Source organism: Curtobacterium salicis (assembly GCF_011759505.1).
GTDB classification, from domain to species: Bacteria; Actinomycetota; Actinomycetes; order Actinomycetales; family Microbacteriaceae; genus Curtobacterium; species Curtobacterium salicis.
Genome location: NZ_JAAOYO010000002.1, coordinates 296,706 through 309,210, shown reverse-complemented (window position 1 = coordinate 309,210; position 12,505 = coordinate 296,706). Strand labels below are relative to the sequence as shown.

Annotated in this window: 8 protein-coding genes, 1 tRNA gene and 1 pseudogene; 6 read left to right on the top strand and 4 right to left on the bottom strand. The window is 71.6% G+C overall.

From position 1 onward, the window contains the following. Positions 1–65: 65 nt before the first annotated feature. The gene (locus E9228_RS05790; protein ID WP_166779638.1) at positions 66–1,064 is read right to left on the bottom strand and encodes a phosphotransferase; all 999 of its coding nucleotides are present in this window, start codon (positions 1,062–1,064) and stop codon (positions 66–68) included. Positions 1,065–1,145: 81 nt separating this feature from the next. Here E9228_RS05790 and nudC point away from each other — a divergent pair, with 81 nt between their 5' ends. Both nudC and E9228_RS05780 read left to right on the top strand, forming a co-directional pair. Beyond that, entirely contained in the window at positions 1,146–2,081 is a 936-nt protein-coding gene (nudC, locus tag E9228_RS05785; protein ID WP_166779637.1) for an NAD(+) diphosphatase, read from the top strand. Next, positions 2,078–3,823 carry an ATP-dependent helicase gene (locus E9228_RS05780; RefSeq protein ID WP_341849792.1) on the top strand — a complete coding sequence of 582 codons (1,746 nt, stop codon included), beginning with the start codon at positions 2,078–2,080 and terminating at the stop codon, positions 3,821–3,823. The genes nudC and E9228_RS05780 overlap by 4 nt, the downstream gene beginning before the upstream one ends. Here E9228_RS05780 and E9228_RS16980 read toward each other — a convergent pair. Together E9228_RS16980 and E9228_RS05775 are read right to left on the bottom strand one after the other, a co-directional pair. Continuing rightward, positions 3,765–4,262 (bottom strand): annotated as a pseudogene (locus E9228_RS16980) (TOMM precursor leader peptide-binding protein); the annotation flags it as partial. The gene E9228_RS05780 and the pseudogene E9228_RS16980 overlap by 59 nt on opposite strands. 429 nt (positions 4,263–4,691) lie before the next feature. Further along, entirely contained in the window at positions 4,692–6,116 is a 1,425-nt protein-coding gene (locus E9228_RS05775; protein ID WP_166779636.1) for a zinc-dependent metalloprotease, read from the bottom strand. Positions 6,117–6,219: 103 nt separating this feature from the next. Here E9228_RS05775 and E9228_RS17515 point away from each other — a divergent pair, with 103 nt between their 5' ends. From E9228_RS17515 to E9228_RS05760, 3 genes are all read left to right on the top strand, one after another. Then, positions 6,220–7,329 (top strand): S16 family serine protease, encoded by a 1,110-nt coding sequence (locus E9228_RS17515; RefSeq protein ID WP_166779635.1) that lies wholly within the window; start codon positions 6,220–6,222, stop codon positions 7,327–7,329. Between the two features lie 163 nt (positions 7,330–7,492). Then, on the top strand, positions 7,493–10,528 hold the full coding sequence (locus E9228_RS05765; protein ID WP_341849791.1) for a UPF0182 family membrane protein: 3,036 nt from the start codon (positions 7,493–7,495) through the stop codon (positions 10,526–10,528). Between the two features lie 64 nt (positions 10,529–10,592). Beyond that, positions 10,593–10,669: transfer RNA gene (locus E9228_RS05760), tRNA-Met, on the top strand. Positions 10,670–10,798: 129 nt separating this feature from the next. Here the strand turns inward: E9228_RS05760 and E9228_RS05755 are convergent. Further along, positions 10,799–11,740, bottom strand: a complete 942-nt coding sequence (locus E9228_RS05755) for an aldo/keto reductase (protein WP_166779634.1) — start codon at positions 11,738–11,740, stop codon at positions 10,799–10,801. A gap of 100 nt (positions 11,741–11,840) precedes the next feature. Between E9228_RS05755 and E9228_RS05750 the strand changes: the two genes are divergently transcribed. Further along, the gene (locus tag E9228_RS05750) at positions 11,841–12,461 is read left to right on the top strand and encodes an acyl-CoA-like ligand-binding transcription factor (protein ID WP_166779633.1); all 621 of its coding nucleotides are present in this window, start codon (positions 11,841–11,843) and stop codon (positions 12,459–12,461) included. Positions 12,462–12,505 lie beyond the last annotated feature (44 nt).

Sequence of the window (12,505 nt, the reverse complement as noted above, 5' to 3'; positions counted from 1 at the left end):
CTTCCCGCGATGCATCGGACGAACACCGGTGTCCCGCGGGTCCGGCCGACCTCCCGGTCGGCGCGTCAGCTGTGGCGGCGCTCGGTCGAGGAGAGCAGCTGCTCGACCTCGCCGATCTCCATCGTCTCCGGCGAGACCGCCTGCAACGGCGCAGCCGAGGGGGCGTGCACGGCCTCGGCGAGGCGGTGCATCATCGCGACGGCGTCGTCGACGACCTCGGTGCTCTTCACCTGCACGCCGTGCAGCAGCCACTGCGCGGTCTCGAGTTCGTGGTGCACGCGCGCCCGCTGGCCGAGCTGTCGGTCGCGGCCGCCACCACCGGCGGTGTAGGCGCTGAGCACGGTGTCGAACGCCTCGCGGCGGCCGGCGAGCACCCACGCCAGGTCCTTCGCCGGGTCGCCGAGCCGCAGCTCGCCCCAGCCGAGGACGCCCGTGACGTCGTCACCCTGGACGAGCAGTGCGTCGAGGCCGAGCGACCCGTGTACGACGGTGGGTGTGAACTGCCACAGCTGCTGGTCGCGCGCGGCACCCTCCCACCGTTCCTGCAGGGCGGCCGGCACGAGCTTCGTCGCGACGGCACGGTCCATCACGGACACGGCGGAGCGGAGCACCTCGAACGGCGTGAGCGAGGGCAGACCGGCGTCGGTGACGAAGCTCGTGGGCAGCACGTGCAGCGCGGCGATCGCGCGGCCGACGCTGGTGGCCAGCTCCGGACGCTCGGTCAGGTCACGGAGCGCGGGGTGCGCGCCCTCGACGTACGAGGTCAGGATGGCGCGGGTCGACCCGATGGGCGCCTGACCGCGGTACTCCGGGACGGCGAACGGGAGGCGCGTGCGGATCCCGGCGCTCAGGGCGCGGATCGCGACGAGGTCGGCGGACTGGCGTGCTTCCGCACGCTGGTTCCGGGGACGACGGATCGCCGAGGATCGGCCGTCGGCGTCGCGGACGACGGCCGATTCGTAGTCGCCGCCGGCCACCGAGCCGAGCGTGCGTGTGCCGGTCAGGACCAGTCCGGGCACGGCCGTGGTCGCCAACGCGGCTAGAGTGAACTGCGATCCCGCCATGCCCAACAGGGTAGGTCCGCGGCGCATCCGATCGGTGCGCGCCACGCTGACCCGGGACGTGTCGACCACCAGGAGATCCGTGTGACCGTGGAGTTCGCCGCCCGGCTGCCGCTCGCCCGCAACGAGCTCGACCGCGATGCGGAGCACCGTTCCACGCCCGACCTCGAGCGGGTGCTGCGCGACGACCCGACCACCCGGTTCCTCCCGGTCCACGGCGGCGCGATGCTCCGGAACGCCGACGGCACGCTGCGGTTCGTCGACGCCGACCAGGTGCCGGACGACGCCACGCTGCTCTACCTCGGTCGTGCGGTCAGCGACGCTCCGGACGCCGCGGCCGGCACCCGTTTCGTCGCGGCGCTCGTCGACGACGCCGCGGCTGCCCGGATCGAGCCGGACACCGACGCGTGGGAGAACCTCCGCATGTTCGGCACCGAGCTCTCCGCGCGTGACCAGGGCCTGGCGGTCGAGGCCGTCGCGATGGCGAACTGGCACGCCGTGCACGGGTTCTCGCCGCGCACCGGCTCGCCGACCGAGTCGACCGTCGGCGGGTGGGTCCGCCGCGACCCCGAGGGCCACCAGCACTTCCCGCGCACCGACGCCGCCATCATCGTCGGGATCACCGACGGCCAGGACCGGATCCTGCTCGGCTCGAACGCGGCGTGGGACGCGAACCGCTACTCGCTGCTCGCCGGCTTCGTCGAACCGGGGGAGTCCCTCGAGGACGCCGTCCGCCGCGAGGTCTTCGAAGAAGCCGGCGTCACGATCGAGGAGCCCGAGTACCTCGGCTCGCAGCCGTGGCCGTTCCCGGCGTCCCTGATGGTCGGGTTCCGTGCCCGAGCGGTCGACGGCGACCCGTCCACCGCCCGCCCCGACGGCGTGGAGATCATCGACGTCCGCTGGTTCTCGCGTGACGAGATCCGCGAGCAGGCCGGCGACACGGTCCTGCTGCCCGGCCGGACCTCGATCGCCCGCACGATCATCGAGGAGTGGTACGGCGGGCCGCTCGACCTGCCGTGACCCCCGCAGCCGGACCCGCGGACCCGACGACCCCGTCGCCGGACGCCCTGCTCGCCGCGCTCGACGCCGAGCAGCGCACCGTCGCCCGGACGCTCCTCGGTCCGGTCGCCGTCCTGGCCGGCGCCGGCACCGGCAAGACCCGCGCGATCACGCACCGCATCGCGTACGGCGTCGCCACCGGCACCTACTCGCCGAACCACGTCCTGGCGCTGACCTTCACCACGCGGGCCGCCGGTGAACTGCGCTCCCGCCTTCGTGCCCTGGGCGCGGGTGCCGTGCAGGCGCGGACCTTCCACGCGGCGGCGATGTCGCAACTCGGGTACTTCTGGCCGGACACCGTCGGTGGGCACGCCCCCGGTCTGGTGGAGTCGAAGGGCCGGGTGATCGCGCACGCAGCCGACACGATCGGACTCCGGGTGGACACCCCCACGCTCCGCGACCTGGCGGGCGAGGTGGAGTGGCGCAAGGTCCAGCGCCTCACCTACGACGAGTACGAGGCGGCCGCGTCCGAGCGCACCATGCCGCGCGACACCTCGCCGTCGCGGGTCGTCGACCTGATGCGCGCCTACGAGCGGCTCAAGGACGACCGTCGGCAGATGGACTTCGAGGACGTGCTGCTGGCGACCCTCGGGATGGTGGAGTCCGAGCCCCGGGTGGCGTCCTACGTGCGGCAGCAGTACCGCTTCTTCGTCGTGGACGAGTACCAGGACGTCTCGCCCGTGCAGCACGACCTGCTCCGGGCGTGGCTCGGGGGTCGGGACGACCTGTGCGTGGTCGGGGACGCCAGCCAGACGATCTACTCGTTCACCGGCGCCTCGAGCCGCTACCTGCTCGGCTTCGGCTCGGAGTTCCCGCGTGCGTCCGTGGTCCGGCTCGAACGGAACTACCGGTCCACGCGGGAGGTCGTGCACGCCGCGAACACCCTGATGCGCGGGCAACCGGGTGCCCTGGACCTGGTCGCGCAGGAGTCCTCGCCCGGCCCCGACCCGGTCGTGCTGCCGTGCGTCCACGACGGCGACGAGGCCGCGACCATCGCCCGGCGCATCGCCGAGCTCGTGACCGGGGGTGCCGCGTACGGCGACTGCGCGGTGCTGTTCCGCGTCGGGGCGCAGTCGGCCGCGATCGAGTCGGCGCTCGCCCGGAACGGGATCCCGTACCGGGTGCAGGGCGGCAAGCGCTTCTTCGACCGACCGGAGGTCAAGCTCGCGGTGCACCACATGCGCGGCGAAGCTGTTCGGCAGACCGACGACGAACTGCTGCGCCGGGTGGAGCTCGTCCTGCAGATCAGCGGCTGGACCCGCACCGCCCCCGAGGGCACCGGTGCCGTCCGTGAGCAGTGGGAGGCGCTGCAGGCGATCATGCAACTCGCCGAGTCCGCGCCCGCCGACACGACGATGCAGCAGTTCACCGCCGACCTGGTCGACCGCGCGGCCACCCACCACGAGCCGGAGCTCGACGCCGTCACGCTCGCCACCCTGCACTCGTCCAAGGGTCTGGAGTGGCCGCACGTGGTGCTCGCCGGCGTCGCCGAGGGCCTGCTGCCGATCTCGTACGCGACCACCGACGACGGCATCGACGAGGAACGCCGGCTGTTCTACGTCGGCATCACCCGGGCACGTCGTTCCCTGACGATGACGTGGTCGGCGCAGGGTTCGTCACGGGGCGGACCACGGGTGGCGAGTCGGTTCCTGGCAGCGATCGGCACGCACACCGCGGATGCGGAGCGACCCACCGGCGCGTGACCGACAGGTCCGTCCGGTCGAACAGTCGCTGTTCGGCGTCCGGCCGCTGCACCACCAGGGGGAGCCGGTCGAGGACCGAGCGCGTCACCGCCGCCGCCACCGTCGCGGCCCGCCACGGTGACAGCACCGCCGCCGGCCGGCCCCACACCTGGGCGGCGATCGTCGGCCAGGCGGTGTCCGCGTCCGTCCGTTCGAGCTCCACGCACTGGAGGCACGGACCGGCTCCCGGCACGAGGAACGGTCCGACGCGCACCCGGCCGTCGCCGACCACGACCGGCAGGTGCGGGACGGACCGTCGGGTCCACGCCGACCGTACGGCCGGGTCGGTGACGTGGTCGGCGACGAGGACCGCCAGCGCCGGAGCGGGGTCGGGCTCCGGCACCGGGCCGCCCCGCGGGACGACCGTCCGGACGACGGTCACGCCCTCGCCGGTGAGCATCCGGTCGAGTTCGTCCGCGAGTGGGCCGGAGCCGGCGACCTCCACCCGTGCCAGGGGCTCGGGGAGCATGTCGACGACCGCGGCGGCAGCGTCCCCGAGCACCCGGGCGGCCGCCGCCGGGGTGCAGCCGACGCTGCGGGCGAGACCGGACATCACGTCGCGGGCCGTCTCGCGTCGGAGGGCGCAGAGGAACCGCTCCTCGGCCGTGGTCGGGACGGGCACCACGGCGCGCGGCGGGTCGACCCCGAGCTGCACGGTGCACGGGTCGCGCCACACGAACTCGAGTGTCGGATCGATGCGGATGCCCATGGCGCCAACGCTGGCGCATCGGGCGGCCGGCGGAGGCGGCGACCGCGTGATCTGTGGAGAACCCGGTGGCGGGCCGGCGGGTGTGGACGGGAGGCGGGACGTGCCTCCCGTCCGGGACGACTACTGCTGCGGACCGGTGGCCGGACCAGGTGCCGGGCCGTCGGACGGGCCATCGGCGCTGCCGTCCTCGTCGATCCCACCGGACTCGTCCTCGTGCGGACGGTCGTCGGTGGCGTCGTTGAGCAGGTCCTCGAGGGCCCGGTCGAAGGCGTCGTCCTCGGCGGACTGCGAGGGGTCCCGCAACCGGGCGACGAGCGACTCCGGCGCGTCGATGTCGTCCGAACCGGGCACAAGGTCGAACGCGGCCCAGAGGGCATCGCGCTGGTCGGCGCCGAGCTCGTCGGTCACGCGCTGCCACATCGCGGCGGCCTCGCGCAGTCGGCGCGGCCGGAGTTCCAGACCGACCAGCGTGGCGAACGCCGACTCGGCCGGACCACCCGCGGCTCGGCGGCGACGGACCATCTCGGCGATCGCACCCGCGCGGGGCAGGCGTGCGGTCGCCGCGGCCGTGACGGTGTCGACCCAGCCCTCGACCAGGGCGAGCATGGTCTCGAGCCGGGCGAGCGCGGCGTCCTGCTCGGGCGTCCGCGGCGGGATCAGCACCCCGGAGGCCAGCGCGTCGCGCAGCTGCTCCTGGTCGGTCGGGTCGATGCCGGACAGCGATTCCTCGACCCGGTCGAACGGGATGTGCACGCCCTTCGCGTACTCCGTGATCGAGGAGATGATGTGCAGTCGGAGCCAGCGGGCCGACCGGAACAGCCGGGCGTGTGCGAGCTCCCGGACCGCCAGGTAGATGCGGACCTCGTCCACGGGGACGTCGAGTCCGTCGGCGAACTCGGCGACGTTCTGCGGCACCAGGGCGGCGACCTGCTCGTCGAGCAGCGGCACGCCCACGTCGCCGCCGGACACGACCTCCTTCGCGAGCTGCCCGACGACCTGGCCGAGCTGGATCGCGAAGAGGGCCCCGGCGACGCCGCGCATCGCCTTCGAGACGTCGCCGAGCATCACCTTGAGCTCTTCGGGCGCACGCTGGTCGATCGCCTCGGTCAGGGCGGTCGCGATGCTCGAGGCGACGGGCTCGGCGATCTGCGACCAGACCGGAGCCGTCGCCTTCGCCCACTGCTCGCGGGTGTAGACGCTCGGCGTCGCGGTGAGTTCGGCGACGGTGGTGACCTCGTCGAGCCACAGGGCCGCGACCTGGAACGCCTGCGCCGACGCCTGCGCGGTCGCGGGGTCGAGCGGCTCGGCGCCCTCGCGGGCGATCGTGGCGGCGCGGTCCGCCGTCACGGTGAAGTCGATGCCCTCCGAGCCGGTCTGGGCGGCGCGTTGGAGCTGGCTCATGAGTTCGGCGACGGCGGCCGGGTCGTTCGGCAGGCCGGCGGCGCCGGCGAGCTGCGACGGGTCGATCTGCCCCTCGCCGGACAGGAGCTTGCGGAGCATCTCCTGGAAGTCGTCGTCCGGCCCCGGCTGCGGTTCATCAGGCATGCCGACTACGCTAACCGCTGCCCGCGGGCCCGGACCTGGGACCGGCCCGGGCATCCGCCCGGACGGCTGCGCCGTGGGCGAACAGCCTCCGGAAGGACCCTGCGTGACCCTCTTCGCCCCCGCTCCCCGTCGTCGTCCGCGTTCGCGGACGGTCGGGTGGGTGTTCGTCGCCGGAGCCGTCGTGCTGGGTCTCGTCGCGAGCGTCCTGCCGAGCCCGTACGTCATCGAGATGCCCGGACCGGTGTTCAACACGATCGGCACCCAGCGGCAGGGGACCGGCAAGGACGCGAAGGACGTCGAACTCATCCAGGTCGACGGGCACCGGACGTACCCGACCTCCGGCGCGCTCGACATGCTGACGGTCAGCGTGCAGGGCACCGCGACCGAACGCCCCTCGTGGACGAGCGTCGTCCGCGCCCTCTTCACGAAGTCGCAGGCGGTCGTGCCGGCCAGCGCGATCTACCCGCCGGGCACCTCGACCGACCAGGTGAACAAGCAGGACGCGGCCGACATGACGAACTCGCAGCAGTCCGCCGTCGCCGCCGCGCTCGTCCACCAGGGGTACCGGATCCCGACGGAGCTCGAGGTCGGCAGCGTCCAGGACGGTTCCGCGGCCGAGGGCGTGGTCCGCACCGGGGACGTCGTGACCGCCTTCGACGGGACGTCGCTGCGCACGAACGCCGACGCGACGACGCTCCGCGAACTGGTCGCGAAGCACGGCACCTCGTCGCCCGCGACGGTCACGGTCGAGCGTGACGGCGCGACCCGCGAGCTCTCGCTGACGCCTCGCTCGGAGCAGGGCACGGCGCTCATCGGTGTCGGGGTCGTGGAGCACTACGACTTCCCCTTCAACGTCGACATCCAGCTGCAGGACGTCGGCGGACCCTCGGCCGGGATGATGTTCGCCCTCGGGATCATCGACGAGATCACGCCGGGCGAGCTGAACGGCGGGAAGCACGTCGCGGGGACCGGCACGATCACGGCGGACGGAGCGGTCGGCCCCATCGGCGGCATCCGCCAGAAGCTCTACGGGGCCGAGGCCGCCGGCGCCACCGTGTTCCTCGCGCCGAAGACGAACTGCGACGAGGTCGTCGGACACGTCCCGGCGGGCCTCGACGTCTACGCCGTCTCCACCCTCGACCAGGCCGTCACCGACCTGCAGACGATCGCCGCCGGCCGCAGCACGTCCGGTCTGGAGCGCTGCACGACCTGAGCGTGCTGCCGGACGGGGGACGTGCCTCCCGGCGGGACGGGAGGAACGCGGCGGCTTCCTGAGACGCGGCACAGGTTGACTGTCGGCCGGGGCGAATAGGATCGTCAGCACTGACGGCTCGGCCTGCCGGCGCCGCCGGTCCGACACGTCTGGAGCACAACAAGTGACGAACACCTCGTCCACCGCGGGACGGCGCTCGCCGCGTGTCCCGATCGTGGTCACGATCATCGTGCTGGCCGCACTGGTGATCGGCTTCTTCATCTTCGCCAGCCTCTACACCGACTACGCGTGGTTCACGCAGCTCGGGTTCGAGCGGGTCCTGACCACCAGGTGGCTCGCCGGGACGGCGATGTTCGTCGCCGGGTTCCTGGGGATGGCCGTCCCGGTCTGGCTGAGCATCACGCTCGCCTTCCGGTTCCGTCCGGTCTACGCGAAGCTCAACTCGCAGCTCGACCGCTACCAGCAGGTCATCGAGCCGCTGCGGCGCGTCGTGATGCTCGGCATCCCCGCGGTCCTCGGCGTCTTCGCCGGTCTCGCGACGGCGCCGCGCTGGAGCATGGTGCTGGAGTACTTCAACCGCACCCCCTTCGGCAAGACGGACCCGCAGTTCGGGCTCGACATCGGCTTCTACGTCTTCGAGTTGCCGTTCTGGCGATCCGTCGTGGCGTACTCGTCCGCGGTCGTCCTCATCGCGGGGCTCGCCGCCCTCGCCGCCACCTACCTGTACGGGGCGCTGCGCTTCGGCGGCCGTGAGGTCCGGATCTCGCGGGCCGCCCGCATCCAGCTCGCGGTCACTGCCGGTGTCTACATCGCCCTGCAGGCCGCCAGCCTGTGGCTCGACCAGTACGCCGCGCTGACGAAGGACAACTCGCTCATCACCGGTGCGCAGTACACCGAGGTGAACGCCACCATCCCCGGTCGCGAGATCATGGCCGGCATCGCCGCGATCGTCGCGATCCTGTTCATCGTCACCGCGGTCATCGGCCGCTGGCGCATCTCGATCGTCGGCACCGGGCTGCTCCTGGTCGCGGCGATCGTCATCGGCGGCATCTACCCGTGGATCGTCCAGCGCCTGCAGGTCGCCCCGAGCGAGCGGTCGTTCGAGTCCGCGTTCATCCAGCGCAACATCGACGCCACCCGGGACGCCTACGACGTCGCCGGCGTCAAGGAGCAGGACTACGACGCGACGACCACGGCGTCCTCGGGGGCGCTGTCGGAAGACGCCCAGACCACCGCGAACATCCGCATCATCGACCCCAAGATCGTCGCGGACACGTACAGCCAGCTCCAGCAGTACCGGCAGTACTACAAGTTCCCCGACCAGCTGGACGTCGACCGCTACCAGGTCGACGGCAAGACCGAGGACACCGTCCTCGCGGTGCGTGACATCGACCTCGAGGGCCTCGGCGCCTCGGCGACCCAGTACAACCGCACGTTCGTCTACACCCACGGCTACGGCGTCGTCGCGGCGTACGGCAACCAGCGGGCCGCCGACGGCAAGCCGGTCTTCATCGAGTCGGGCATCCCGGCCGGCGGCGACCTCGGCAAGTACCAGCCGCGCGTGTACTTCGGTGAGAACTCGCCCGCGTACTCGATCGTCGGGGCGCCGAAGGGCACCAAGGACGTCGAGCTGGACTACCCGTCCGGGTCCGACGACAACGACGGCAACGCGACCACGACGTACGCGGCGAACGGTGGCCCGACGATCGGCAACTTCTTCAACCGCCTGGTCTACGCGGCGAAGTTCCAGTCCGAGCAGATCCTGCTGTCGAACGCCGTCAACGCGGACTCGCAGATCCTCTACGACCGGGACCCGGTGCAGCGCGTCGGCAAGGTCGCGCCGTACCTGAAGCTCGACAAGGACGCCTACCCGGCGATCGTCGACAACCGCATCCAGTGGGTCGTCGACGGGTACACCACGAGCAACGCGTACCCGTACTCGCAGAGCCAGAGCATGACCGACAGCATCAACGGCACCGACACCGGCAGCTTCCGCACCGACCAGGTGAACTACATCCGGAACTCGGTCAAGGCCACCGTCGACGCCTACACGGGCAAGGTCACGCTGTACGCGTGGGACACCACCGACCCGGTGCTGAAGACCTGGCAGAAGATCTTCCCGACGTCGCTCCAGCCGGTCTCCTCGATGAGCGCCGACCTGCTGGCCCACGTGCGCTACCCGACGGACCTGTTCAAGGTCCAGCGGAGCATCCTCGGCACCTACCACGTCACCAACGCCAACTCGTTCTACTCGGGCGACGACGCGTGGACGACCCCGGTGGACCCGACCTCGACGTCGACGAGCGCGGGGGACGCCGACTCGGCCGGCACCGGCTCGGGGACGAACACGACCACCACGAACGCCCTCGGGACGCAGACGACCGCGACCAACCCCGACCAGCAGGACCCGTACTACCTGACGATGAAGGTCCCCGGCTCCGGGACGGCGTACTCGCTGTACAGCACGTACATCCCGAAGCAGAACTCGTCGTCGAACGCGCGCAACGTCCTGACCGGCTACCTGGCCGTCGGGTCGGACGCCAGCGGGGCCGGCAAGGGCGAGAAGGGCAAGGGGTACGGCAAGCTCACGCTGCTGACGATCCCGAAGACGGACAGCATCCCGGGTCCGTCGCAGGTGCAGAACCTGTTCAACTCGGACCCGACCGTGTCGCAGGAGCTGAACATCCTGAAGCGCGGCAACAGCACCGTGAAGCAGGGCAACCTGCTGACCCTGCCGGTGGGTGGCGGCTTCCTCTACGTCCAGCCGGTGTACGTGCAGTCCACCTCGAGTGGGTCCTACCCGCTGCTGCAGAAGGTCCTGGTGGCCTTCGGCGACAAGATCGCCTTCGAGGACACGCTGGACCAGGCGCTCGACGAGCTCTTCGGCGGCAACTCCGGGGCAGCCGCGGGTGACTCCGGCGCTGCCTCGGGTTCCGACTCCGGCGGCTCCGGGTCGGGGACGTCGACCGGTGGTACCTCCACCGGCGGTGCGACCGGCGGCTCGACCGGCGGATCGTCCGCGGGCAGCACGGACCCGGACGTCCAGCAGGCACTGTCCGACGCCGACAAGGCGCTCCGTGCCCGCGAGCAGGCGTACGCCGACAACGACCTGGTCGCGGCGGCCGAGGCCGACAAGCAGCTGCAGGAGGCCATCGAGGCCGCCATCGCAGCGGAGAGCAGCAGCTCCTCGAAGGGGTGAACACGCCGAGCGGGGTGCGTCGATTTGGCACCCCGCTCGGGTCCGTGTAGTGTTTTCCATGTGCCGCGGGGTGGAGCAGTTCGGTAGCTCGCTGGGCTCATAACCCAGAGGTCGTAGGTTCAAATCCTGCCCCCGCAACCAACGCGACACGAGAAGCCCCGGTCCTCACGGACCGGGGCTTCTTCGCGTTCCCAGACCTCTTCGCGTTCCTAGGTTCCTTCATGTTCCCAGGGGCGTCCGTCGTCGCCGCTCCGGGAGTGGGCAGATCCCTCAGCTCGTGGCGCGGGCGCCGCGCACGCCGCGACTGAGCGTGTCGATGCGCGCGAGTTCGTCGGGAGCCAGGGTGACGGCCGCGGCGGCGACGTTCTCAGCGACACGTCCGGCGCTGCGTGACCCGGGGATCGGCACGATGTCCTCGCGCTGCGCGAGGATCCACGCGAGCACCAGCTGCGAGAGGGAGATGCCCTTCTCCGATGCGAGTTCGGTCAGACCCGCCACGACCGCGGTGTTGGCGTCCCAGTTCTCGGGTGCCCACCACTCCAGCCACTGCCGGATGTCGTCCTCGGCGTAGGCGCTCCGCGGCTGCACGGCCCCGCTGAGGAACCCGCGCGCCAGGGGTGAGTACGCGACGAGACCGATGCCGAGTTCGTCGACGACGCCGAACAGGTCCTCGGACTGCCGGGCGAACACCGAGTACTCCGTCTGCAGGACGGAGATCGGGTGGACCGCGTGTGCCCGCCGGATGTTCTCGGCATCGGTGTTCGAGAGGCCCAGCCAGCGCACCTTGCCGGCCTGCACGAACTCCTGCATCACGCCGACCACGTCCTCGACCGGGACCTCCGGGTCGTGGACGTGCTGGTAGAGCAGGTCGATCGAGTCCGTGCCGAGGTTGCGCAGGCTCGCATCGACGACCTGCCGGATGTGGTCGAGCTGCGAGTTCGGGGCGTAGGCGTCCGGGGTGAAGCCGAACTTCGTGGCGATCGTGACCTCGTCGCGGATCGGCGCGAGTGCGGAGCCGAGGAGCCGCTCTCCGGTTCCCCACCCGTAGAGCTCTGCGGTGTCGAAGTGGGTCACGCCGAGGTCGTGCGCGTGCCGGCTCGCGGCGATCGACGCGGTGTCGTCGCCGGGCCCGTACGCGAAGGTCGTGCCCATCGCGCCGTAGCCGATCGCGCTGACGGCGAGGCCTTCTCGTCCGAGTGTGCGGTTCTGCATGTCGTCCTCCATCAATGTCGTGTTGACACTGGCACTGTACGCCGAACCTGGCAGAGACTGTCAAGTACGGCGGTGGATGCCGGAGCGGTAGCATCGGAGCATGGGAGCGACGACGGGGACACGGACCGGCCTGCGGGACATCACCCGGGATGCCGTCCGCGCGCGCCTCGCCGCCGTCGCGATCGCCCGGTTCGACGCCGACGGGTTCGACCGCGTGACGGTCGAACAGGTGGCGGCCGAGGCCGGTATCTCGGCGCGGAGCTTCCACCGGTACTTCCCCGCGAAGGAGGACGCCGTGATCGGCGACCCGGCACGGCACGGTGCGGCCCTCGCGGCAGCGTTCCGCGCGCGCCCCGAGGGCGAGCCGGTGTGGACCGCGCTGCAGGAGTCCTTCGCGTCGATGCTCGTGCTCGGCGGCGGCGACGATCCGGAGACCGGCCGTCGCTCGGTCCGAGTGATGCTGAGCACGCCGTCCCTGCGGGCACGGAACCTCGAGAAGCACCATGCGTGGGCCGAAGTGCTCCTGCCCTTGGTCGCGGCACGGCTCGGGCTCGGCGAGACGGACGGGGACCTGCGTGCTCGGACGGTCGTGCAGGCGGCACTGTCGTGCTTCGACGTGTCGGTCGCGACCTGGGCAGCGGGGGAGGACGACGTCGTCGGGATCCTGCGTCGCTCGTTCGGCGTCCTCGCCGTGCCCGACGTCCCTGCGGACCGGAGCTGACGCCGGGCGGTGACGGGCGCTCGTCGATGCGGCGGACCGACGCT